This is a genomic window from Tepidimonas sp. (assembly GCF_046292505.1).
Classification (GTDB): domain Bacteria; phylum Pseudomonadota; class Gammaproteobacteria; order Burkholderiales; family Burkholderiaceae_C; genus Tepidimonas.
This window is the reverse complement of the sequence record NZ_JBKBQX010000001.1, coordinates 206474-229464: the sequence shown is the minus strand read 5'-3', so window position 1 is coordinate 229464 and position 22991 is coordinate 206474. Positions and strand designations below refer to the sequence as shown.

The 22991-nt window shown below is 69.5% G+C and carries 24 protein-coding genes, 2 tRNA genes and 1 riboswitch; of the genes, 15 read left to right on the top strand and 11 right to left on the bottom strand.

Annotation, left to right across the window (positions count from 1 at the left end; translation table 11 throughout):
- The first annotated feature begins 26 nt into the window (after positions 1 to 26).
- From ACK4TH_RS00980 to ACK4TH_RS00950, 7 genes are all read left to right on the top strand, one after another.
- Complete coding sequence (locus ACK4TH_RS00980) at positions 27 to 302, top strand: HU family DNA-binding protein (protein WP_409621355.1); 276 nt, start codon at positions 27 to 29, stop codon at positions 300 to 302.
- Between the two features lie 43 nt (positions 303 to 345).
- Positions 346 to 421: transfer RNA gene (locus ACK4TH_RS00975), tRNA-Val, on the top strand.
- A 23-nt stretch (positions 422 to 444) separates the two neighbouring features.
- The gene (locus ACK4TH_RS00970) at positions 445 to 2352 is read left to right on the top strand and encodes a SurA N-terminal domain-containing protein (RefSeq protein WP_409621352.1); all 1908 of its coding nucleotides are present in this window, start codon (positions 445 to 447) and stop codon (positions 2350 to 2352) included.
- A gap of 53 nt (positions 2353 to 2405) precedes the next feature.
- Positions 2406 to 2481, top strand: a tRNA-His gene (locus tag ACK4TH_RS00965).
- Positions 2482 to 2773: 292 nt separating this feature from the next.
- Positions 2774 to 2947 (top strand): hypothetical protein, encoded by a 174-nt coding sequence (locus ACK4TH_RS00960; RefSeq protein ID WP_409621349.1) that lies wholly within the window; start codon positions 2774 to 2776, stop codon positions 2945 to 2947.
- A gap of 104 nt (positions 2948 to 3051) precedes the next feature.
- Positions 3052 to 3459 (top strand): hypothetical protein, encoded by a 408-nt coding sequence (locus ACK4TH_RS00955; protein ID WP_409621346.1) that lies wholly within the window; start codon positions 3052 to 3054, stop codon positions 3457 to 3459.
- A 34-nt stretch (positions 3460 to 3493) separates the two neighbouring features.
- Positions 3494 to 3883: a hypothetical protein gene (locus ACK4TH_RS00950; RefSeq protein ID WP_409621343.1), complete on the top strand. Its 390-nt coding sequence runs from the start codon at positions 3494 to 3496 to the stop codon at positions 3881 to 3883.
- Positions 3884 to 3904: 21 nt separating this feature from the next.
- Here the strand turns inward: ACK4TH_RS00950 and ACK4TH_RS00945 are convergent, their stop codons facing one another.
- Positions 3905 to 5401 (bottom strand): IS5 family transposase, encoded by a 1497-nt coding sequence (locus ACK4TH_RS00945; RefSeq protein ID WP_409621340.1) that lies wholly within the window; start codon positions 5399 to 5401, stop codon positions 3905 to 3907.
- 114 nt (positions 5402 to 5515) lie between these two features.
- Between ACK4TH_RS00945 and ACK4TH_RS00940 the strand changes: the two genes are divergently transcribed.
- On the top strand, positions 5516 to 6010 hold the full coding sequence (locus ACK4TH_RS00940) for a hypothetical protein (protein ID WP_409621337.1): 495 nt from the start codon (positions 5516 to 5518) through the stop codon (positions 6008 to 6010).
- A 36-nt stretch (positions 6011 to 6046) separates the two neighbouring features.
- On the top strand, positions 6047 to 7138 hold the full coding sequence (locus tag ACK4TH_RS00935; protein WP_409621651.1) for a sugar phosphate nucleotidyltransferase: 1092 nt from the start codon (positions 6047 to 6049) through the stop codon (positions 7136 to 7138).
- A gap of 93 nt (positions 7139 to 7231) precedes the next feature.
- On the opposite strand, the gene ACK4TH_RS00930 is transcribed toward ACK4TH_RS00935, so the two are convergent.
- Positions 7232 to 8620 carry a sodium:solute symporter family transporter gene (locus ACK4TH_RS00930; protein WP_409621334.1) on the bottom strand — a complete coding sequence of 463 codons (1389 nt, stop codon included), beginning with the start codon at positions 8618 to 8620 and terminating at the stop codon, positions 7232 to 7234.
- Positions 8610 to 8749, bottom strand: a riboswitch (TPP riboswitch). (Overlaps the previous gene by 11 nt.)
- Positions 8750 to 8762: 13 nt before the next feature.
- A complete protein-coding gene (locus ACK4TH_RS00925; protein WP_409621331.1) occupies positions 8763 to 9755 on the bottom strand; it encodes an NADPH:quinone oxidoreductase family protein in 993 nt (330 codons plus the stop codon).
- A 114-nt stretch (positions 9756 to 9869) separates the two neighbouring features.
- Between ACK4TH_RS00925 and surE the strand changes: the two genes are divergently transcribed.
- From surE to rlmD, 4 genes are read left to right on the top strand one after another with little or no spacing between them, the layout of a single operon-like run.
- Complete coding sequence (gene surE, locus ACK4TH_RS00920; RefSeq protein ID WP_409621328.1) at positions 9870 to 10763, top strand: 5'/3'-nucleotidase SurE; 894 nt, start codon at positions 9870 to 9872, stop codon at positions 10761 to 10763.
- Positions 10757 to 11581, top strand: a complete 825-nt coding sequence (locus ACK4TH_RS00915; RefSeq protein ID WP_409621326.1) for a protein-L-isoaspartate(D-aspartate) O-methyltransferase — start codon at positions 10757 to 10759, stop codon at positions 11579 to 11581. Before surE ends, ACK4TH_RS00915 begins: the two co-directional genes overlap by 7 nt.
- Positions 11582 to 11599: 18 nt before the next feature.
- Positions 11600 to 12565 carry a peptidoglycan DD-metalloendopeptidase family protein gene (locus tag ACK4TH_RS00910; RefSeq protein ID WP_409621324.1) on the top strand — a complete coding sequence of 322 codons (966 nt, stop codon included), beginning with the start codon at positions 11600 to 11602 and terminating at the stop codon, positions 12563 to 12565.
- Positions 12565 to 14073 carry a 23S rRNA (uracil(1939)-C(5))-methyltransferase RlmD gene (rlmD, locus tag ACK4TH_RS00905; RefSeq protein ID WP_409621322.1) on the top strand — a complete coding sequence of 503 codons (1509 nt, stop codon included), beginning with the start codon at positions 12565 to 12567 and terminating at the stop codon, positions 14071 to 14073. Before ACK4TH_RS00910 ends, rlmD begins: the two co-directional genes overlap by 1 nt.
- A gap of 39 nt (positions 14074 to 14112) precedes the next feature.
- Here rlmD and ACK4TH_RS00900 read toward each other — a convergent pair whose 3' ends face one another.
- Positions 14113 to 14619, bottom strand: coding sequence for a hypothetical protein (locus ACK4TH_RS00900; protein WP_409621319.1), 507 nt, complete (start codon positions 14617 to 14619; stop codon positions 14113 to 14115).
- 126 nt (positions 14620 to 14745) lie between these two features.
- Positions 14746 to 15435: a Bax inhibitor-1 family protein gene (locus ACK4TH_RS00895; protein WP_409621317.1), complete on the bottom strand. Its 690-nt coding sequence runs from the start codon at positions 15433 to 15435 to the stop codon at positions 14746 to 14748.
- Between the two features lie 85 nt (positions 15436 to 15520).
- Between ACK4TH_RS00895 and ACK4TH_RS00890 the strand changes: the two genes are divergently transcribed.
- On the top strand, positions 15521 to 15928 hold the full coding sequence (locus ACK4TH_RS00890) for a GlcG/HbpS family heme-binding protein (RefSeq protein WP_409621315.1): 408 nt from the start codon (positions 15521 to 15523) through the stop codon (positions 15926 to 15928).
- A gap of 34 nt (positions 15929 to 15962) precedes the next feature.
- Here the strand turns inward: ACK4TH_RS00890 and ACK4TH_RS00885 are convergent, their stop codons facing one another.
- The 6 genes from ACK4TH_RS00885 to ACK4TH_RS00860 all read right to left on the bottom strand — a co-directional run bounded on the left by ACK4TH_RS00885 (position 15963) and on the right by ACK4TH_RS00860 (position 22097).
- Positions 15963 to 16373 carry an ExbD/TolR family protein gene (locus tag ACK4TH_RS00885; protein WP_409621313.1) on the bottom strand — a complete coding sequence of 137 codons (411 nt, stop codon included), beginning with the start codon at positions 16371 to 16373 and terminating at the stop codon, positions 15963 to 15965.
- Positions 16374 to 16397: 24 nt separating this feature from the next.
- Positions 16398 to 17147, bottom strand: coding sequence for a MotA/TolQ/ExbB proton channel family protein (locus tag ACK4TH_RS00880; RefSeq protein ID WP_409621310.1), 750 nt, complete (start codon positions 17145 to 17147; stop codon positions 16398 to 16400).
- Between the two features lie 6 nt (positions 17148 to 17153).
- Entirely contained in the window at positions 17154 to 17960 is an 807-nt protein-coding gene (locus tag ACK4TH_RS00875) for an energy transducer TonB (protein WP_409621309.1), read from the bottom strand.
- A 67-nt stretch (positions 17961 to 18027) separates the two neighbouring features.
- A complete protein-coding gene (locus ACK4TH_RS00870) occupies positions 18028 to 19098 on the bottom strand; it encodes an alpha-hydroxy acid oxidase (protein ID WP_409621307.1) in 1071 nt (356 codons plus the stop codon).
- Positions 19095 to 19781, bottom strand: a complete 687-nt coding sequence (locus ACK4TH_RS00865; RefSeq protein WP_409621305.1) for a Fe2+-dependent dioxygenase — start codon at positions 19779 to 19781, stop codon at positions 19095 to 19097. Before ACK4TH_RS00865 ends, ACK4TH_RS00870 begins: the two co-directional genes overlap by 4 nt.
- Before the next feature lie 18 nt (positions 19782 to 19799).
- Positions 19800 to 22097 (bottom strand): TonB-dependent receptor, encoded by a 2298-nt coding sequence (locus ACK4TH_RS00860; protein WP_409621303.1) that lies wholly within the window; start codon positions 22095 to 22097, stop codon positions 19800 to 19802.
- A gap of 270 nt (positions 22098 to 22367) precedes the next feature.
- Here ACK4TH_RS00860 and ahpC point away from each other — a divergent pair, with 270 nt between their 5' ends.
- On the top strand, positions 22368 to 22931 hold the full coding sequence (ahpC, locus tag ACK4TH_RS00855) for an alkyl hydroperoxide reductase subunit C (protein WP_068610816.1): 564 nt from the start codon (positions 22368 to 22370) through the stop codon (positions 22929 to 22931).
- The last annotated feature ends 60 nt before the right edge of the window (positions 22932 to 22991 follow it).

Sequence of the window (22991 nt, the reverse complement as noted above, 5' to 3'; positions counted from 1 at the left end):
CGCCGGCTATGGAGAGAGTCTTGCACATGAACAAAGCACAACTGATCGATCAAATGGCGGAGCGCGCGGAGTTGACCAAGCAGGAGGCCGCGCGCGCGCTCGACGCCTTCCTGGCCACGGTTTCGGACACGCTGGCCCGCGGCGGCGACGTCACGCTGGTGGGGTTTGGCACCTTCCAGGTGGATGAGCGTGCGGCCCGCAAGGGGCGCAACCCCAAGACGGGGGAGGTGGTCGAGATCGCTGCGGCTAAAATGCCGAAATTCCGTCCGGGCAAGGCGCTCAAAGACGCCGTCAACGGATGACCGCTCCGGCTGCCGGACAGGTATTTCTGGCAGTCACCGGATCGGGTGCTTAGCTCAGCTGGTAGAGCGGCGCCCTTACAAGGCGTAGGTCGGCGGTTCGATCCCGTCAGCACCCACCAACCCTTCCCGAAGCGCGCAGGTCATGTTCGACGTCTTTCGCAACAACATGAAGGTGCTCATGGCCCTGCTCATGTTGTTGATCATCCCCTCGTTCGTCTTCTTCGGCATCGAGGGCTACACCCGGTTTCGCGACCAGTCTGAGCCCGTGGCCCGGGTGGGCGGCGAACGCATCACCCGCACCGAATGGGACGCCGCCCATCGGCGCGAGGTCGAGCGCCTGGCGGCGTCGATGCCCGGGGTGGACCGCGCCCTGCTGGAGAGTGAGGACAGCCGGCGCGCGACCCTGGAGCGCCTGGTCACCGAGCGGGTGCTGGCGCGTGCCGCGCAGGACATGCGGCTGATGGCGACCGATCGCCGGCTGGCGGCCGAGCTGCTGCGCGACCCGACCATCGCATCGCTGCGCAAGCCCGATGGCACCCTGGATGTGCAGCGCTACCAGGACCTGCTGCGCGCGCAGGGCATGACGGCCGAGCAGTTCGAGGCCGGCGTGCGTGCCGACCTCGCGCGTCGTGCGGTGACCCAGGCGGTGGCGGACAGCGCATTCATGCCCAAGGCCTCGGCCGAATGGGCGGCGCAGGCGTTTTTCGAGCGACGCGAAGTCGCGCCGGCGTTCTTCCGACCGGCGGATCATGCGGCGGCGATTTCCGTGTCGGACGCCGACCTCAAGGCGTTTTACGACGAGCATGCGGAGGAATTCCGCACACCCGAGCAGGCGGACATCGAATACGTGGTTCTGGACCCCCAGGCCGTCGCCGCGCGCATCACCCCCAGCGAAGCCGAACTGCGCGACTACTACCGGCAAAACGTGGCGGACACCTCGCGCGCGGAGCAGCGCCGCGCGTCCCACATCCTGCTGTTGCTGCCCGCCGACGCCTCTGCCGACGAAAAGGCCCGCGTGCGTGGCGAGGCCGAGCAGCTCCTGGCCGAGGTGCGCCGCGATCCCAAGCGGTTTGCCGAGCTGGCCCGCACCCGCTCGCAAGACCCGGGTTCGGCTGCGAAGGGTGGCGATCTGGATTGGTTTGGCCGGGGTGCGATGGTCAAGCCGTTCGAGGATGCGGTCTTTGCGCTGCAAAAGGGGCAGATCTCCGACATCGTGGAGAGCGAGTTCGGCCTGCACATCATCCAGCTCACCGACGTGCGCCAGCCCGAGGCCGAGCCGTTCGACAAGGCCCGCCCCCGCATCGAGACCGAGGTGCGCCGCCAGCTCGCGCAGCGGCGGTTTGCCGAGGACGCGGAGCGCTTCAGCAATCTGGTGTACGAGCAGTCCGATACCCTGGCACCAGCCGCCCAGGCCTTGGGACTCACGGTGCACCGCGCGACGGTCGAGCGCACCGGTCCGGTCGGGGCCGCGGCCGCGGCCGATGCGCTGCTGCGCGAGCCCGCGCTGTTGCGCGCCGTCTTCAACGAAGAGGCCCTGAGCCAAAAGCGCAACAGTGCGGCGATCGAACTGGGCGGCAACCGATTGCTGTCCGTGCGGGTGTTGGCGCACCGGCCGTCGGAGCGCCGGCCGTTCGAGGCCGTGGCCTCGGAGGTGCGCCAACGGCTGGTTCAGCAGCGCGCCCGCGCGGCGGCGGTGGAGGCTGCCCGCGCCGCCCAGACCCAATGGTCCACCCAGCCCCCGGCCGCATCGGCCTTGCGCACGCCGGTGCTGGTGTCGCGCCAAGACGCCCAGGGCCTGCCGCCGGCGGCCGTGCGCGCGGCCATGAGCGCCCGGCTGGAGGGCGACGCCCCCGCGTGGGTGATGGTCGATCTGGGTGCCGACGGTGCGGCCGTGTTGCGCGTGCGGCGCGGACCGTCGCGCGAGGCCCCCGATGCGGTGCGTCTGCTCAACGAACGACAAGAACTCGCCCGGCTGTGGGGCGAGGGCGAGGCCCAGGCCTACCTGGGGGCCTTGCGTCAGCGCTACAAGGCCGAGATCCTCGTCAAGTGAGGGGCACGAGGGGGAAACCCCTCCAAAACGGCGATATAATGTCAGCTTCTGCGGTGGCTGTAGCTCAGTTGGTAGAGTCCCAGATTGTGATTCTGGTTGTCGTGGGTTCGAGTCCCATCAGCCACCCCACCCCCATTTGACGATCGTCAAATGCCCACGCGGTGAAACGACAGCCGTTCCGCGTGCACCCCGGGCAGCGTGCGATGATGCCAATCTCCCATGCAGTCGCCCGCATTTCCCGCTCTCCGTTCTGACGTCGATCCGGCGGCGGTTTTCGTCGTGCTGCTGGGGGCCTCGGACAGCGCAAATCGACACTGCTCAACATCCTGGGTGGGCTGGATACCCCCACCGCGGGCCTAGCCACCTGGTTCCACACCCGGCAGGCCCACGACCTGGCCCTTGCTGGCGCGCAACGGCGACGGTGTCACCCACGCCGTGCTGCACGCCGATCTGGCGCAGGGCGAACGTCATCGACCCGGCGACGTATGCCGGGGCGGCGCTGGTGGTGCTCGCCTCGGGTGTGGTCAGCGCCTGGCTGGTGCGACGCCCCATCGACCGGCTGGATCTGGTCGCGGTTTTGACGGTGAGGGAATGAACGACACACCGACACGGTCGCCGTAGGGGCGACGCGCAGCCATCGCGGCCGGGGTGCTGGGGGTGGCTGCGCTGGGGGCTTGGGTGCTACAGCCGTGCCCACTGATGGTCGACGTGGCCACCGTACGCGAAGGTCGCTTCGAACAGACGGTGCAGGAGGACGGCCGGCTGCGGCCGATGGAACAGCGTGTGCCGGTCGTCCTGGCCCTGGACGGGCCGCTCACCGACGCGACGCTCGGCGATGGTTACCGGGTCGAGGCGCGCATCGTCGTCTCGGCGCAGGAGCGGGCCACGCTGGTCCCCACCGGCGCGCTGGTGCGCGACGGCGCGGGCTGGCAGGTGCTGGTCGTGGAAGGCGGGCGCGCCGTCGCGCGCCGAGTGGCGTTGCGCGATCGCAACGCCGACGTGGCCTGGATCACGGACGGCGTGCGTGCCGGCGACACCGTGGTGTTGTATCCGGGACAACTGGTGCGCGATGGGCAACGGGTCCGTCCCCGCGCTGCGCCGGGGTAAGCATCGGGCAGAGCGCTGACGTACCATATTTTTCATGACCCCCAAAGCCATGTCGCCTGCAGAGCAGTCCGCTTACGAACGGGAGCTGGCGCCGGCACGCATCCGCAGCGCACGCGAGTTCGCGGTGCTTGCGGCCGTCTTGTACGCACTTTTCGCGATCCTGGACTGGTGGGCCATCCCCACGGCCGTGTACAAGGTCTGGGTTTTGCGTGCCGGCGTCGTGGCCTGGCTGCTGTGTCTGTTGGCGTACACCTATCGGCCCACTTTTGTGCGCCATTACGCGGTGGCGATGCTGAGCAGTTTCGCAGTCGTGGGGGCGGGCATCGAGGCCATGGTCGTGCTCGCCGGTCCGGGGGATCTGGCGCGCTGGCTGTACTACACCGGCTTGATCCTGGTCGTCATGGCGTTGTACACGTTTATGTAGTCGTCCCTGAAATATTCACTTTCAAGCCACCTGCGGCCGCAGCGAGGCCGGGTTGGCGCCGCCGGTCTCGTTTGTTCGCGGCTGGGCAAGCCACCGGCCGAGCAGCTGCACGGCCGTGATGAGGCGCAAAGAAGCTTCCGTCAAGAAGGGCACACCCTTCTTGGCGATCATGCGCAGCAGCCATCGGATGTTGTAGCCGGCCGCACACAGCACCGCGTGCAGCCGGTCACCTTGCTCGCCTTTGAGATGACAGCGGTCCATGCGGTGATCCGCTTTGAGATGCCCGATGATGGGCTCGATGGCTTGGCGGCGTTTGAGCAGCTTGCGTTCCTGCTGGGTGAGGCGCTTGATCTTGCCGCGGTGCACCAGGCGCACCCCGGGGATGTCGGCCTGCACGCCACGGTAGCCCAGATCGGCATAGGCGGCAGAGGGCTTGACGCCCGTGTCCTGCATCAGGATCGTGGCCTGCTGCAGCTGCGCTGGCAGCGTATGCCCGTCGTAGGGGTTGCCGTGAAAGGCCCGCGCGCCGACGATGAGGCTGTGCTTCAAGGTGCTGGCGATGCCGACCTTGACCCCGAACTCATACGGTTGGCGGGCCTTGCCCTTGTGGATGCACTCCACCTCCGGGGCATGCCAGGCGTAGAGCTTGCGTTCCTGCTCGGTGGTCTTTCGGTTGGCGGTTTGTGCCACCAGACGCGCCGCCTTGTTGAGAGTGTCGCAAAGTGCGCTCTGGATGGCCTGCCCCAGGCGGGCGGCCTTGCGCTCGATCTCCCGCTGCAGTCTGGCGACGATCGTGCGCTGACGCTTGATGGCGCGGCGCATACGTGCAAACTGCCGCGCATGGGCGTAGCGGCCGGCCTTGCGGCTCAGGTCCTTGCCTTCCTTGGCAAAGGTCTGCTTCAGCGCAATGCCGGCTGCCTTGGCCGCCTGCACGAGCTTGGTGCGCGCCGTCTCCAGCAGCCGGCTGTCGGTCGGGTGCGCTATCGCCTTGGGCTGCACGGTGGTGTCCACCACCACGCGCTTCAAGTCCTGCGGCTTGATGAGTCCGGCTTCCACCGCCACGTTGATGGTCTGCGCAAGCAGCTCCTCCACCCCTTCCTCGCCCAGCAGCCGGCGAAACTTCACCAGCGTCGTGGCGTCGCACGGCCGGCGATGTTCAAAGTACGCCCGCCCCGAGAAAAACTGCCATGTGGGGGTTTCGCCCCAGCGCTCCACCACCCCTTCGTCCGACTCGTTGAAGGCGTGCTTCAGGTACAGCAGCGCGATCATCACGCGCAGCGGCACGCGGGGACGCCCGACATTGGACACCCGAGCTGCACGCACCGGCGCTTCGCCAAAGAGGTCCAGATCGGGCATTGCGACACCTGCGCGCGCTTTGCGCATGAACAGGTGCGCAAGCCTTGCTTCCAACTCCTGCCACGGCATGCGCGAGGCCAAAACCGCCAGCGGATGGCGCAGGTCGATCATCTGATCGAGCCGGGCGCGGAAGAAGTCCTCAGTGGCGGGGCAGGCAAACATCGAAAAACTCCAAGAAAACGGCGCATCAGACAATCAAATCTGGGGGTTATTGTACCCGCAAACAGGCAATAACACACGGAAAATCATGAGGTTATGAATATTTCAGGGGCGACTATGTACTTGTCTCCGTGGATCCTGGGCGTGATCGGCTTTGGGTTCTTGGGCGTTTATCTGTTCATCGCGATCGAGGTCCAGCGCATGACCCAGCCGGGGGACTGGGCGGCTCTGTTGGCGCATGTGTTCTTTTTTGCCAGTGCCAATGTCATCGGTCTGATGGCTGCGTGGCAGCGGCAGCGCCTGCTGCACGAGGGGTTCAGGTTGCGCCAGCGGCTGAGTACCGAGTTGCAGCGGACGGTAGTGGAGCCCAACGTGGACGTGCCCCTTGGGGCCAGTGTCGGCGTGGCGCAGTATCCGCAGGACGGCTACGATGGGGCGCGGCTGCTGCAGGTGGCCGATGCGCGCATGTACGGAACCAAGGCCGCGCATCGGCAGGCGCGGGGGGCATCGGTGTTGCCTGATGTCGAGGGTGCGTCCGGCGGAATGGCACAATCCCGCCAGGGAGGACGCGACCATGCCGGGCCGATCGGCGCGCCGGTCCCTCCCCGTTGAATCATCGACCCCAATCTGACTGACATGGCCAAAGGCATGATCCTCGCCGCGGGACAGGGCACCCGCGTGCGTCCGCTCACCAAAGACCTGCCCAAGCCGATGATCCCCATCCTGGACAAGCCGGTGATGGAGTACCTGGTGGAGCGGCTGGCCGCGCACGGCGTGCGCCACATCATGGTCAACGTGGCCTGGAACCACCACAAGATCGAACAGTACTTCCGCGACGGGCGCCGCTGGGGCGTGGAGATCGGCTACTCGTACGAAGGCGTCTACGAGCATGGCGACATCCTGCCGCGGCCGCTGGGCTCCGCGGGTGGGATGAAGCGCATCCAGGACATGAGCGGCTTCTTCGACGAGACCACGATCGTGCTGTGTGGCGATGCGCTGGTCGACCTGGACATCGGCGCGGCGCTGGCGGAGCACCGCGCCAAGGGAGCGCTGGCCAGCGTGGTGACGCTGCCGGTGCCGCGCGAGCAGGTGGGCAACTACGGCATCGTGGTGGCCGGCGAGGACGGGCGCGTGGTCTCGTTCCAGGAAAAGCCCCGGCCCGAGGAAGCGCGCTCGAATCTGGCCAGCACCGGCATCTACATCTTCGAGCCGGCGGTGCTGGATCTGGTGCCGTCCGGGCGGGTGTTCGATATCGGTTCGGAGCTCTTTCCGCTGCTGGTCGAGCGCGGCCTGCCCTTCTATGCGCAGAGCCGGCCGTTCCACTGGATCGACATCGGCCGCGTCAGCGATTACTGGTCGGTGCTGCAGCGCGTGCTCAGCGGCGAGATCGCCGACCTGCGTATGCCGGGCACCGAGGTGCGCCCGGGCGTGTGGGTCGGGCTCAACACGCGCGTCGACTTCGACCGCGTGCAAATCACCGGGCCGGTGTACCTGGGCTCCAGCGTGCGGCTGGAGGAGGGCAGCTCCGTCGTCGGGCCGGCGTGGATCGGCCACGGCAGTCACCTGCGCGCCGGCTCGCGGGTGGAGCGCAGCGTGCTGTTCGAGTACACGCGCATCGGCGCCGGCATGCTGTTCCAGGACATGATCGTCTCGCCGAGCTACTGCGTGGACCGCCACGGCCGCGCCACCTACGTCGGCGACGACCGTTGCCCGCTGCGCTGGGGCGACGCGCGCGCCTGAGGCGCGGACCGCCGCGGCCGGCAACCGACCGCCGGCCATCCCCCCGTCCGGGCGGTCTGGCGAGCGCGCTCGCGGGGAGGCTGCGGGGTCGCGTCAGCGTGCGGCGTCGGCCGCGCGCACCGGCGCCAGCCACGCCAGCGTGAGCGTCGCCGCGGTGGAGGCGATCAGCGCGCCGGCGAACGGCGCCAGCGTCGGCACGTTGGCGGGGAAGGTGGCGGCGACCAAGCCCTGCCACAGGCTGCCCGCGGCCCAGGCGTCCGGCAGCACCGCGCCGACCAGCCCGGCGGCCATGCCCACCAGCGCCGCGTGGCGCGGCGTGCGCCGCCACAGTCCGAGCAGCAGCGGCACCGCGGCGGTGGCGCACAGCAGGTCGGCCACCAGGAACAGCCGCAGCACCGACAGGCCCTGCCACGCCACGGCGATCACCGGCACCATCAGCAGCACGGTGGCCCAGCGCGCGCCCGCAAGGGTCGCGCCGGCGCGCTGCGTCACCAGCAGGGCGGCGATGCCGCTTTGCAGCGTATCCACCGACGACGCGACCAGGGCCACCGCCAGCACCAGCACCGGTGCGACGACCCAGCCCGGCGCCTGCTGCACCAGCGCAAAAAACGGCACCGGTGGCGTCCCCAACGGCAGGCCTTGCTGGGCCGCCAGCATCCCCAACCCCCCCACCAGCGCGATGGCGGCGGCGGTCGTCACGGCACCCAGCCAGGCCCCCCGGTGCAGCGCGCGCTCGCTGTGGGCCGCCCAGATGCGCTGCCAGTAGCCTTGGTGGAACAGGTTGGCCGCGGTGACGGCGATGATCAGCGTGAGTGCCACGGACAGGCCCACGGGCAGGGGTGCGGCGGCCGGCGCCGATGGCGCAGCCGCGGGGGGCGTCGGGGCATGGGCGACCACCGCACCCACCCAGGCCAGCAGCGCCAGCAGCAACCACGCCTGCCAGCGATCGGTGGCCAGACTGGCGCGCAGCCCGCCCCAGGCGGTGTAGATCAGCGTGACGGCTGCGACGGCCAACACCGCCCAGCGCCCATCCTGGCCCGTCAGCAGCGCCACGATGCCGCCGATGGCGGTCAGCTCCGCGGTCAGAAAGCACAGCATGTACAGCAGCGACAGCAGCAGCACCCAGCGGCGGACCGCCCCCCCGAAGCGCTCGCCCGCGTACTCGGTCAGGCTGCGCCCGGCGGGCATTCGGCGCCGGATGGCCGGGCCGCACCACGCCAGCACCAAAAAGGGCAGCGCCGCCCCGATGGCGTAACCCGCCAACGCCACCGGACCGACGAAGGCGCCGATTTCCGGCGGCACGAACAGGATCCAGGCCCCCAACCCCGAGGCCAGAAAGGACAGGCCCAGGGTGGTCGCGGACTGCGAGCCGCGGGCGGTCAGGTATTCATCGAGGGTGGTGTCCGCCGAACGGGCCCGCAAACCCACCCACAAAAAGGCGAGCAACGCCGCGCCCACCGTCGCGATCGGCAACGCATTCATGTCGCACTTCCTCCGCCGGTACGAACCGGATCAGGTTCCAGGGTCTGGTCGTCGGCCCCCATGGCCCACGCCCACTCTCAGCCCGTTGCGCGCCGGTCACGGCGGCTCAGGGCTCCCCTGGCGACGTTTGAAAACCGCGATTCTAGTGCGCGTTGCGCAGCACCACCTTGCCCATCACCCGGCGCGATGCCATCAAGGCGTAGGCTTGGGGCAACTGTTCCATGGGCAGCACGCGGTCGATCACGGGCTTGATGTGGCCCTTCAGATACCACTGCGCCAGCGTCTGCAGCATCGCGGCGTTGGCCTGGGGCTCGCGGCGGGCGAAGTCGCCCCAGAACACACCCACCAGCGACGCGCCCTTGAGCAGCGGCAGGTTCAGCGGCAGTTGAGGAATGGGGCCCGACGCGAAGCCGACCACCAGGTAGCGGCCCCGCCAAGCGATCGAACGGAAGGCGGGCTCGGCCAGATCGCCGCCCACCGGGTCGTAGATCACATCCGGCCCTCGGCCTTCGGTCAGCCGCTTGATCTCGTCGCGAAAGCTGCCGCCCGCGGTGTGGATCGAGTAATCCAGCGTTGCATCGGCCCCCAGGCGTTGCGCCAGGGCGCATTTTTCGGCGCTGGAAGCGGCGGCGATGACCCGGGCGCCGTGGTGTTTGGCGATCTGGATGGCCGCGGTCCCCACACCCCCCGCCGCGCCGAGCACCAGCACCGTTTCGCCCGGCTGCAGCGCCGCCCGGTCGATCAGGGCGTGGTAGGACGTGGCATAGGTCATGATGAACGCCGCGGCGTCCGTCAGGTCGAATGCCGCGGGCAGCGGGATGCACCGTTCGGCCGGCGCCAGGGTGTGGGTGCCAAACCCCCCGGTGCCGCTCAGGCAGGCGATCGGCTGGCCCGGCTGCAGATGCGTCACGCCCGGGCCGACGGCACGGACGGTTCCGGCGTACTCCGATCCCGGCACGAACGGCAGCGGGGGCTTGAACTGGTACTTGTTCTGAACGATCAGCAGATCGGGGAAGTTGAGGCTCGCGGCCGCGATCTCGACCAGCACCTCGCCCGGGCCCGGGGTCGGGGTCGGCAGTTCCTTCCAGGTCAGGGCGTCGACGCCCACGGGGTTTTCGCACAGCCAGGCGTGCATCCGGTGTCTCCTTGGGATGATGTGTGGTTTGCGGGGGTGCCGCGGCATCATAGGGGCGGGCGCCCCCCAGGGGTGTCACCGGCGTTGCGGTCGGGCCGCCTACAATGCCTCGCCATGAGGATCCTGCTCTCCAACGACGACGGCTACCAGGCGCCGGGCATCGTGGCGCTGGCCCGCGCGCTGTCCGCGTTTGCCGACGTCGAGGTCGTGGCGCCCGAGCACAACAACAGCGCCAAATCCAACGCGCTGACGCTCAACGCTCCGCTGTATGTGCACCGCGCCTCCCCCGGGGTGCGCTATGTCAACGGCACCCCGGCCGACTGCGTGCACATCGCGCTCACGGGGCTGCTCGACTACCGGCCCGATCTGGTCGTCTCCGGCATCAACAACGGGGCCAACATGGGCGACGACACGATCTACTCGGGGACCGTGGGCGCGGCCATGGAGGGCTATCTGTTCGGCATTCCGGGCATTGCGTTTTCTTTGACGGAAAAGGGCTGGGCCCATTTGGACACTGCCGCCTCCCTGGCTGCGGAGCTGGTGCGGGCCCTACAGCCGGCCGCCGAGGCCCATCGCCGCGCCATGGCCGATGCCGCGCCCGATGCCGCCCATCCCGGCCCGTGGCTGCTCAATGTCAACATCCCCAGTTTGCCGCGCGAGGCCATCCGTGGCTTCAAGGTTGCCCGACTGGGGCGTCGCCATGCGGCCGAGCCGGTGATCACCCAGGTCAATCCGCGCGGCGAAACCATGTACTGGATCGGTGCGGCCGGCCCGGCCAAGGACGATGCCGAGGGCACGGATTTTCACGCCACGCGCCAGGGCTATGCGTCGATCACACCACTGCAGATCGACCTGACGGACCATGGCCGGCTGGCCTACTGGGCCCAGACCGCTGCTGCCTTGTCCGCTGTGGCCGGTGTCGGGGCGCTCGGACCAGCGGCCGGGGCCCATGGGACCCACACCTCCGATATCCCCCAGACAAACCACCCAGACCAGCGCCCATGGTAAAGCCGCGGCCCGACCCCGTCTCTCCGGCCGCGCCCCCGGCAGCGGGCACGCGGCCACGGTTTCCGGCGACCCTGGAGCGGGTGGCGCCGGCAGCGGTCGGTGGTCGTCCTGGTACGCCGGGCAGTGCAGCGGCGCGCCGGCCGGAGCGGGCCACCCCGCCGGCGGCGGGCGTGGGGCTGGATTCGGCGGCCGTGCGGCGCGCGATGGTCGGGCGGCTGGCCGAGCAGGGAATCACGCACCCCGCCGTGCTGCAGGCCTTCGAGCGGGTGGAGCGCCACCGTTTCGTCGATTCCGCGCTGGCGGCCCAGGCTTACGAGGACACCAGCCTGCCGATCGGCTGGGGACAGACGATTTCCAAGCCGAGCGTCGTCGGGCGCATGCTGGAGCTGCTGTGCGCGGGGCGATCGTTGCCGCTGGGCCGCGTGCTGGAGATCGGCACTGGCTGCGGCTACCAGGCGGCCCTGCTGTCGCACCTGTGCCGCGAGGTCTACAGCATGGAGCGCCTGCGGGCGCTGCACGACAAGGCGCGCGAGAACCTGCGGCCGCTGCGCATTCCGAATATTCATTTGATTTTCGGCGACGGCATGCCGGGGTTTGCGCAAGGGGCACCCTACGCCGGCATCATCGCCGCGGCCGGCGGCGAGGACGTTCCGCCCGCGTGGCTGGAGCAGCTCGCGGTAGGGGCGCGGCTGGTGGCCCCGGCCGAACTCCAGCCGGGCCGGCAAAGCCTGGTGGTGGTGGAGCGCACGCCGCGGGGGTTCGAGCGCCAAGTGCTCGAGGGTGTGTGGTTCGTCCCCCTAAAATCCGGGGTTGCTTGACGGAGGACGTACGCACCGATGAATCGCCAACGACACGCGACCCTGGCCTCGACCGCCGTTGCGACCCGACTGTGCGGGGCGCTGCTGGGCGTCGCCCTGGTGTTGGCCGGCTGCGCCGCACCCAAGCAGCCGGCGCGGCAGGCGCCGGTCGTCGATCGCTCGCCTGTGCCCGCACCAACGTCGGCCAGCGGTTCTGCGCCGGCTGCGCCCGTCGCCGCCCCGCCCGGCAGCGAAAACGCCGGCAAGCCGGGCTATTACACGGTTCGCCCCGGTGACACCCTGTACCGCATTGGTCTGGAGCAGGGACAGAGCTGGCGCGACATCGCGGCCTGGAACGGGCTGACCAATCCCCATCTGATCGAGGTGGGGCAGGTGCTGCGCGTGGTGCCCCCGGGCGCCACGCCCGCCGCGGCCACGGCCGCCGTGACCACCCAGCCCGTCACCGGGGCCAGTGTCCAGGCGCGGCCGCTCGATGCCGCCAATACCGCCAACACCCCCAGCGCACCCGCGGCCACGTCGGCGGGGGCGGCGGGATCGCGGCCGCCGACCGCCAGCGCTCCTGCCCCCGCCGCTGCACCGGCGTCGGCGCCCACGCCCGCCCCTGCAGCCAACGGTGAAGCGATCGCCCTGGTCTGGCCGGCGCGTGGTCCGGTGCTCTACCACTTCGACGAAACCCGCAGCAAGGGGGTCGGCATCGGCGGCCGAGCCGGGGACCCCGTGCTGGCCGCGGCTGACGGGCGCGTGGTCTATGCCGGCTCGGATCTGCGCGGCTACGGCAATCTGATCATCCTGAAGCACAACAACACGTACTTGACGGCCTACGCCCACAACCAGACCTTGCTGGTGCGCGAGGACCAGACGGTCCGGCAAGGGCAGAAGATCGCCGAAATGGGCAGCAGCGATGCCGATCGGGTAAAGCTGCACTTCGAGGTGCGGCGGCAGGGCAAACCCATCGATCCGCTGAGCTTGCTGCCGAGCCGCTGATGAGCCAGGCCCCCGATTGGAGCGCCGGCAGCCAGCCCGGCGACGCCTCCGCCACCCCCAGCGAACCCGCGACCGACTTCCCGCGTCCCCCGGGCATTCCGGTCGATGCGCTGGGCGTCCAGGCCCTGGACCTGGAGGCGCAGGGCATCGCGCGCCGGCCGGACGGCAAGGTGGTTTTCGTCGAGGGCGCTCTGCCCGGGGAATGGGTGGAGGTGCAGGTCACCCGCCGCAAAAACCAGTGGGAGGCGGCCGAGCTGCGCACGCTGCACCGCGCCTCGCCCCTGCGCGTCGCGCCGCGGTGCGCGCATTTCGGCATGCACGCGGGGGCCTGCGGCGGTTGCAAGATGCAGCATCTGGAGCCGCTGGCGCAGGTGGCCATCAAGCAGCGCGTGCTGGAAGACAATCTGTGGCGGCTGGGCAAGGTGCGGCCGCAGCAGGTGCTGCGCCCGATTGCCGGGCCCGCCTGGGGGTACCGTTGGCGCGCGCGCTTGTCGGTGCGTTATGTCGCCAAAAAGGGCGACGTGCTGATCGGTTTTCACGAGCGCAAGAGCCGCTATGTGGCGGATATGGACATGTGCGCCGTGCTGCCGTCGCATGTGAGCGCCCTGCTGCGGCCGCTGCGCGGCCTGCTCATGGGCATGGACGCACGAGAGACCTGCCCCCAAATCGAGCTGGCCTGCGGGGACGGCGTGACGGCCCTGGTGTTGCGGCACCTGGAGCCCTTGTCCGACGCGGACCGGCAGCGCCTGCGCGACTTTGCCCGGGCGCACGCCGATGCCGCCGTGCAATGGTGGCTGCAGCCCAAAGGGCCGGACAGCGTGCACCGGCTGGACCCGGACGATGGCACGCCCGAACTGTCGTATGGCCTGCCGGAGTTTGGTCTGGTCATGCCGTTTCGGCCCACCGATTTCACCCAGGTCAATCCGCACATCAACCGCGTGCTGGTCGCGCGCGCGCTGCGGCTGTTGCAGGCGGGCCGCGACGAGCGCGTCATCGACTGGTTCTGCGGGCTGGGCAATTTCACGCTGCCGTTGGCGACCCAGGCGGGCGAGGTGCTGGGCATCGAGGGCAGCGAGGCCCTGGTGGCGCGTTCGCGCGAAAACTGGCAGCGCAACCAGGCCCGGCGCGGGGGATTGGCGCCAACCACGTTCGTCGCGCGCAATCTGTTCGAGATGACGCCGGCGCAACTGGTGGCCGACGGCGTGGCCGATCGCTGGCTGGTGGACCCGCCGCGCGAAGGCGCGTTTGCGCTGGCCAAGGCGCTGGCCGATCTGCACCAGGCCGCCCTGGCCGGTTCGCAAGCGGTTCCCACCCGGACCGGCGAGCCATGGCGTCCCCCGCGACGCATCGTGTACGTCAGTTGCAATCCCGCCACCCTGGCCCGCGATGCGGGCTTGCTCGTGCATCAGGCAGGTTATCGTTGTACGGCGGCGGGCGTGGTCAATATGTTCCCCCACACGGCGCACGTCGAAAGCATCGCGGTGTTCGACCGGCCGGACGATCGCTGAGGATGGACCGCTGCGGCCATGCGCGGGCCACGCGCGCGGTCAGCGATTGGCGGTGGGGGCGGCAGGGGCGGAGGGCCGCGCGGTGGCCGGAGCGGGTGGTGCAATGCGCGGAACGATGCTGCCGGTGGGCGGGGTCGCGGGTGGCGCCGACGGTTTGGCTGGGGAGGGGCTGACGACCTCCTCGCTCGGGCCGGTGGATTCGGCCGGCTGGACGGGTGGCGCCGGTGCCGGTGGCATCGCGGGGATGTCGTTTTCCCGCATGTATTCATCCATTTCGCGCCAACCGGCAAAGATCGCCGCTTTGGCCGCCCGCGGGTTGGCGGCGTAACAGTCTTCCAGGCTGCGCTGGGTGTGGCGGCAGCCCGCGCCGATCGCGCGCCCGTCGGCCTCGCGGCGCGCCGCCTGCTTGGCGGGGGTATCGATGCCCAGCATGTCACACCCCCCCAGCAGCGCCGAGCAGGCGAGCAAGGCCGCCATGGCCCGAACCCGCCGGGACGCGGCGGGTGGCGCTGGGGACGGCGTGGGCACGACGGTGAGCAAGCGCATGGTGGGGATTGTCGGCCACCGGGGAGAGGCTGGCTACCCCCATCCATGCGTCAAAAAGCGGGCCAAAGCCGTCGCTTTTGACCCGCTTGGCGCGGCGGAGGTAGCCCGGTCCCAGGCTGGCTGCGATCAGTCCCGTTCGCCGCCAAAGATGCCCAGCAGAGCGAGCAGGCTTTGGAAGATGTTGAACAGGCTCAGGTACAGCGCGAGCGTGGCGGTGATGTAGTTGGTCTCGCCGCCGTCGATGATGCGCTTGAGGTCCACCAGCAAAAAGGCGCTGAAGATGCCGATGGCCATGACCGACAGGGCCGCCATGAACGCGGTGCTGCCGACGAAGACGTTGACCAGTCCGCCGATCAGCAGCACGATGGCGCCGAAGAACAGCCATTTGGCCAGGCCGTCGAGGTCGCGCTTGACGATCGATGCCAAGTTGGCCATCACGAAAAACACCCCGGCCGTGCCGCCGAAGGCCGTCATGATGAGCTGCGCCCCGTTGCTCAGGCCCAGCACCGCGGCCAGCAGGCGCGACAGCATCAACCCCATGAAGAAGGTGAAGGCCAGCAGCACGGCCACGCCCGTGGCCGAATGCTTGGTGCGCTCGATGGCGAACATGAAGCCGAAGGCACCCGCCAGGAACACCAGCACACCGACGCCGCCGGACAGGGCTGCTGTGATGCCGGTGCTCACCCCGATCCAGGCGCCCAGCACCGTGGGCACCAGGCTCAGCGCCAGCAGCCAGTAGGTGTTGCGCAGCACGCGCTGGCGTTCGCCGCCGGCGACGGCGGTGCCCGGGCGCGTGGAGACGGTGGTCAGACTCATGGATCGATCACTCCTATGGTGAGAGGGACAAGGGGCAATGCGCTAAGCTTGCTTGCCGTTTGAATCTTTTGCGGAAGAGAAGTTCATGAAATCCCGCGCCGTGCTCGAACTCGCCGACGTCAAGGCCATCGCCGCCGCCGCCGAAGCGGAGGCCCTGAAAAACCACTGGGCGGTCACCATCGCCATCGTGGACGAGGGCGGCCATTTGCTGTGGCTGCAGCGTCTGGATGGCGCCGCCCCCGTTTCGGCTCACATCGCACCGGCCAAGGCCCGCACGGCGGCCCTGGGGCGTCGCGAGAGCAAGGTCTACGAGGACGTCATCAACCAGGGGCGCACGTCCTTTTTGTCTGCGCCCACACTGGAAGGCCTGCTGGAAGGCGGCGTGCCGATCATCCACGAGGGCGAGGTGATCGGCGCCGTTGGCGTCAGCGGGGTCAAGTCGAGCGAGGACGCCCAGATCGCCCGCGCCGGGATCGCCGCGCTCGGGCTGTGACCCCGCGCCGTGAAGCGCGCGGCGGGCGCCGCGTTCACGGCTGCTCGGTGACGAAGCCAATGCCGTGCAGCCCGGCGCGCTGGGCTGCGGCCAACGCCTGCGCCACCCGCTCGTAGCGCACCGCGCGGTCCCCGTGCAAGTGCAGCGGGGGCTGCGGGTCCTGGGCGGCGGCTTCGGCCAGGCGCGTCGCCAGTTCCGCATCGCTCACCGGCGTGTCGTTCCACAGGTAGCGGCCGTCGGCGTCGATGGTCAGCCGGACGGCCTCGGGGGCCGGTGCCTGCTTTTGCGCCGCCGCTTTCGGCAGGTCCACCGGCACCGCATGTTTCATCACCGGGATGGTGATCAGAAACACGATCAGCAGCACCAGCATTACGTCGATCAGCGGAATCATGTTGATTTCGCTGAGCAATTCGCCGTCGTCCGGGTCGTTGAGAGAAAACGCCATGGTCGGTCTCCGTCGTGCGGGCGGTCAGCGGCCGTCGCTGCGCAGGGGGCGTACCTTGCCATCGTTGGCCGCACCCCCGACCCGTGCCCCGGTCACGAAGTAGGCGTGCAGTTCGTGCGCAAAGCGGTTGACCCGGTGCACCAAGGCCTTGTGGCCGCGCACGAGCGCGTTGTAGCCGAGGACGGCGGGGATGGCCACGGCCAAGCCCAGTGCGGTCATGATCAGCGCCTCGCCGATGGGGCCAGCCACCTGGTCCAGGGCCGCCGAGCCGCTGGTGCCGATGCCGATCAGCGCGTGGTAGATGCCCCAGACGGTCCCGAACAGCCCCACGAACGGGGCGGTCGAGCCCACCGACGCCAGAATCCACAGGCCCGCCTGCAGCCGGGCGACGAAGTCGTCGATGGCGTGGCGCAGGGCGCGCGTGACCCACTCGCTGACGTCGAAGCCGTCGTGCAGTTGCGGGGCGCGCTCCCCGTCCAGCCCGCGGATGTGCGCCGCCGCCTCACGGCCTTGCGTGGCCAGCAGATAAAACGGGTTGTCGCCACCATCGCCCAGCCGGGCCAGGCCGTCGGCGAAGTCGCGGCTGTGCCAGAAGGCCTCGACCTGCCGGGCCTGCGTGCGGTGACGGCGCAGGTCCAGCGCCTTGAGCACGATGACGACCCAGGAGGCCACGGACATCAGCAACAGCAGCACCGCAATGGTGCGGATGACGCCATCGCCCTGGGCCCACAGGTGGGCCAGGCCAAAGGCGGGGGGGGTGGGGTTGGTTTCCATCGGGGGTCACTCCAGGACGAATTGAATCGGGATCAGATACCACATGGCTTCCGGCACGCCGTTGCGTTTGCCGGGGACATACTTCCAGCGCAGGACGGTTTGCAGCGCGGCCTGGTCCAGCCGCTCGAAGCCGCTGGAGGTGCGGACTTCGGCGGCCGAGGCCGTGCCGTCGGCCTCGATGCGCACACGCACGACCACCTTGCCTTGTTCGCCCAAGCGCCGGCTCAGTGGTGGATAGGGTGGCGGTGGATTGCTCAGGTAGGCCGCGCTGGCCGAGGGCAGATCGATCCGGGCGGGGGCCGCGGCCGCAGTGGCCGTTGACCCGTCGGTTGCCGGCGCGGTGGACGCGGAGCCGGCGGACGGCAACGGTGCCACGCTGGAAAGGGCGGCGGCCGCAGCGGGCGCCGGATCGGCCGGCCCGGGCGGGGATGCTGCCGGCACAACGGATGGCGGCGGCGCGTTCGGGGCGGGCATTGCGCTGGGCGCAGGGGCCGGCGCGCTGGGTGGGCGCTTGGCGACGGCCAGAGGGCGGGGCCGCTGCCCCTGTGGCGGGGACGGGGCCTCGACCGAGGCGGCGGGCGGCGCGGGGGCCGCGGCAGAAGACGCGGGCAGCAGAGTGGCCTGCACCACGGTGGGCGCGGGCGGGGACGGGGAGCGCGCGCTCCAGGCACCGTGCACGGCCCACAAGGCCGCAGCATGCGCAGCCAGCACCCCCGCCACCGTGCCGGGCAGCCGGGTACGGTGGGTCGTGGCGCGGCCCGGCGGTGGCGGAGCCGGCGCAGGGGCCGGGGGGACGAATGCGGCGCGCATCATGCCTTCAGAATCCAGGTCGTCGCCAGCAGCACGAGGACGAGGCTGGCCAAGAGGACCGCAATCGGGATCATAGACACTCCGGTGGGTGGAAAGCCCCATGGCACAGCAGGGCCGGCGTCAGCGCGTCGAGGGTCGCGGCCCCGCACAGCGCCATGGCGCCGCGCAGCTCGTCGTGCCAGCGCCGCCACAAGGCGGCCACGCCAGGGGAACCACCTCGGGCCAGGGCGGCCACCAGCGGCCGACCGACCAGTACCGCGTCCGCGCCCAGGGCCAGCGCCTTCAGCCCATCCGTCGCCTGGCGCAGGCCGCCATCGACCAGCACGGGGCAGCACCCCCGGACGGCGTCCACCACGGCTGGCAGCAGCGCGGCGGTCGGGGGCAGGCCGTCGAGCACGCGCCCGCCGTGGTTGGACACGATGAGCCCGTCGCACAGAGCCGCCGCGCGCTGCGCGTCGGCCGGGTGGGTGATGCCCTTGAGCAGCAGCGGCAGCGGGCTGTGCGACCGCAGCCACGCGACGTCGTCCCAGTCGGGGGCTCGCGCCAACAGGGCTTCCAGCGTGCCGGTTTCGGGAAGGGCAGGCAGGTTGGGTTGCGGCCAGTCGGCGGGCAGCGCAAAGCCGCTGGCGCGCTCGCGCTCCCCCGCCCATTGCACTGGGGCGTCCACGGTGAGCACGATCGCCTCGTAGCCCGCGCCATGGGCCCGTTGCACGAGGCGCAGCCAGTCGTCGCGTTCGCCGTATGGATAGAGCTGGAACCATAGGGGCCCGCGCTGTGGCTCGGGCAGCACCGCCCGCGCCACCGACTCCAGCGCCGTGGTCGACTGGGTGGACAGCACCAGCCCTGCGCCTTGGGCGGCGCAGGCGAGGGCGAGGCCCCGTTCGGCATCCGGGTGGGCCAGCGCCAGGTGGGCCATGGGCGCGGCCAGCCAGGGTGTCGGCCAACGGCGCCCCAGCAGCGTGATCTGGGTGTCCACCTGCCGCGGGGTGGCGAGCACCCGCGGACGCAGGCCGATGGCGCGCCAGGCCGCGACGTTGGCGTGCAGCGTCACCTCGTCGCCCGCCCCGCCCTCGAAGTAGGCGCGGATGGCGGACGCTGCCAGCGGCGCGGCGGGTGTGGTGTCGTAGGCACGGGCGGTCATGGCGTGGCCCAGAGTCGCAGCAGGTTGTGATAGACCCCGCTGAGCGCCAGGGTCTCGCGCGTTTCGCCCAACTGCTGGCGCAGCCGCAGCAGGTTCATGTCCAGCTCGAAGAGCAAACGGCGTTGTTCGTCGCTGCGCACCATGCTCTCGATCCAGAAAAAACTGGCCAGGCGTGCGCCGCGCGTCACCGGCGTCACCTCGTGCACGCTGGTGCCGGGGTAGAGCACGGCGTCGCCCGCCGGGAGCTTGATGCGTTGCGTCCCGTAGGTGTCGTGGATGGTCAGCTCTCCTCCGTCGTAGTCCTGCGGATCGCTGAGGAACAACGTGCACGACAGGTCGGTCCGCACCCAGGTGTCGTCGGCATGCGAGTGCAGTACCGCGCCGTCCACATGGGGGCCGTAGGCGGGGGCCTCGGGGCGGTAGCGGTTGAACAGCGGGTTGTACAGGCGCCGCGGCAGCGCCGCCGAGAAGAACAGCGGATCGCGAGCGACCGCCGCCCGTACCAAGGCTTGCAGACGGCGGGCGGCCTCGCTGTCCTGCGCCAGTTGTTCGTTGCGCTTGACGGCCGAGGCCTGGGCGCCTGCGCTGGTGCGGCCGTCCAGCCAGAGGGATTCGTCGCTCAGCAGCCCGCGCGCGGTGGCCAGTTCCTCGGGCGTCAGAACGCCTTTGAGGTGCAACAGCATGGGATGGCACCAGCGGACTCAGAACACGGTTTTGACGCTCAACATGACCTTGCGCGGTGCCCCGGGGGTGTAGAACCCGCGATAGAGCGCATCGGCATACCGCTTGTCGGTCAGGTTGGTGACGTTGAGCTTGACCGTGGTCCGTTCGTCGACCGTGTACTCCACCATACCGTCCCAGACCGTGAAGGACGGCGCCACGTAGGTGCGTTGGCCCTCGGGGTTTTGGGCGCCCCGGTGCGTCCACCCGATGCCGACGCGCCATTGGGGGGCGATGCGGTAGGTGGTCCAGGCGCTCAGACTGTGCCGGGGGGTGAGGGCGGGGCGGTCGCCCTCGACCTGGGCGCCTGCACCGGTGGCGGACAGGGCCTGGTTGCTGCGGTCGATGCGCGCGCTCGGAATCCAGGTGTGGTTGTAGAACACCTCCCACTTCGGGGTCAGGCGCCCCGCCGCGCTGATTTCCACCCCGGTGGCGTGGCGCTTGCCCGACAGCAGCATTTGCTGGGCGGCGCTGTCGGGGTCGGTGTTGCGCTCGTTGAATTTTTCGGCGCGGAACAGCGCAACGCCCAGGCTGGCGCGTTGCTGGAAGAGCTCCCATTTGGCGCCGATTTCGGCGTTGCGGCTCTTTTCGGGCGGGGTGTTGGCCAGCTTGGCGTTGGTGCCACCAGGGGCGAAGGTGCCCAGGGCGAACTGGTAGGTGTCCCCCGAGGTGTTGTATGACTGTCCCAGCGACACGTAGTACGACGCGGTCTCGCTCGGCTGGTACAGCGCGCCGATGCGCGGGCTCCACAGATTTTCGGTGACCGATCCGGTGTTGCCCGCGGTGTCGCGGTAGGTCGCGCGGAAGCGGTCGAAGCGCAGCCCGCCCACGAGCTTCCAGTGCGGCGTCAGGGTCACCACATCCTGGACATACAGCCCCAGGCTGTCGGCGTCGAAGGTGTTGAGCGGGGGCGCACCCCGGGTGTCGGCCCGCCAGGCGCCATCGTTGGGCGTGCCCACCGTGGTGCCCAGACCGGAGGCAGCGCCGCCGAAGCTGTTGTTGCGTCGCGCGTCCTCGACGGTCAGATCCACACCGGCCGTCAGGTGATGGGCGAGCCCCCCGGTGTGGAAGCGATGGCTGTAGTCGCTTTGGATCTGGGTGATGTCGCTTTGGCCATAGCGCCCCTTGGGATTGCGGTTGAGCCGCGTGGCATCGGTGGGCGGGTTGGCGAGCGAAACCGCCTGTCCCCCCGGTTGCTGCGCAGCGGGGGCGAAGACGATGGCGCTCACCCACAGGTCGCGCTCGTAGCGGCCATGGCGCACGGTGGTGCGCAGCTCCTCCTGCGGGCCGAAGCGGTGGGTGTGGGTCAGCGTGAGCGCCGTTTGCTCGGTGTTCTGGTAGTCACTGGCCAATCCATAGTAATTCTTGGCCGGCAACACCGGCGCGATGGTTCGGGTGGGGTCGGTGGCGCTGCCCGTCAGCAACCAGGGGTGGTTGTAGTTCGGGCGACCCTCGGTCTGCAGGTGGTAGAGGTCGATCTGGAACTCGTCGCGTCCGCCGATGCCGGTGCGCCAACTGGCGGCAAGGCCGCGGCGGTCGTCCTTCGCCCCCCAGTTGTCGCTGTTCTGAGCCATGACATTCAGGCGCACCGCGCTGTCGGGGCCGAGGGTTCGGTTCAGATCGGCCTGCGCGCGGCGGTGGCCGCCGCTGCCGAGCGTGAGTTCCGCCTCGTACCGGTCCATCAGAAATGGCTGCTTGGTGACCTGGTTGACGACGCCGCCGGTCGAGCCCTTGCCGAACAACATCGACGCCGACCCTTTGAGCACCTCGACCCGTTCGGTGGCGAAGGTGTCGCGGGTGATGAGCTGGCCCTCGCGCAGGCCGTCGCGGTAGATGTCGCCCGCTTGTCCGAGCGAGAAGCCGCGCAGGCGCACATCCTCCTCGCCGGTTTCGCCGGCCAGGAAGGTCACGCCGGCGGTTGCCTTGAGTACCTCGCGAAAGTCGTCGAGGTTGCGGTCGTCCAGCAGTTGTTCGGTCATCACGGTCACATGCTGGGGAATGTCGCGCAGGGCCTGCTGGCCCTTGCCCAATCGGGTGGCGGTGGCGCGCAGGGTGCTTTTGGCGCGGATTTCGGTCGGGTCGCCTGCATCGCGCACGGTGACGGTATCCAGACTGCCGGCCACGGCGTCGGCAGCGGGCGTGGCGGTTTGGGCGGCGGCCTGCAGACCGCTGGCGAGCAGCAGCGCCCCCAGCGGAAGCGCGGCCGTGCTTCGCGCGGGAGTGGGCGGGGTGGCGCGGTGGGGAGTGGGCGAGGGGTGAGTGGGGCGGGAGCGTGGCATGGTGGTCAAAGGGCGGAGTGCGCGATGGGCAAGCGTGGAAGGGATGGCGGTGGGAAAGGTGCCGCAAGCGACGCTGTCCATTATATACAAATGAGAACGATTCGTAACAACAAAAACAAAAGCAACTATCCGCTGAATAAAAACTATCAATCATGTAAAACGATTGTCATGAACTATGATATGCTCGTTTTCACGGAGTCAAGCCACCCGCGCAGGCGGTCCCCGCCGGCTCCGGTCGAACCCGTTTTTCAACCACGAAAGGAAAGCAGCATGTCGCTGATCAACACCCAAGTCCCCGCCTTCAAGGCCCAGGCCTTCCACAACGGCAAGTTCGTCGAAGTCACCGAGCAGTCCCTCAAGGGCAAGTGGTCGGTCCTGATCTTCATGCCGGCGGCCTTCACCTTCAACTGCCCGACCGAGGTCGAGGACGCGGCCGACAACTACGCCGAGTTCCAGAAGCTCGGCGCCGAGGTCTACATCGTGACCACCGACACCCACTTCTCGCACAAGGTGTGGCACGAGACCAGCCCCGCCGTGGGCAAGGCCAAGTTCCCGCTGGTGGGTGACCCCACGCACCAACTGACCCGCGCCTTCGGCGTGCACATCGAGGAAGAAGGCCTGGCCCTGCGTGGCACTTTCGTGATCAACCCGGAGGGGGTGATCAAGACTGCCGAGATCCACGACAACGCCATCGCGCGCGACGTCAAGGAAACCCTGCGCAAGCTCAAGGCCGCCAAGTACGTGGCCGAGCACCCGGGCGAAGTCTGCCCGGCCAAGTGGAACGAGGGCGCCAAGACCATCGCCCCGTCGCTGGACCTGGTCGGCAAGATCTGATCCGGACGGTCTGAACCGTCCCGCGGTCCGGCCACCGAGCCGGACCCCCTCCGGCCCGGT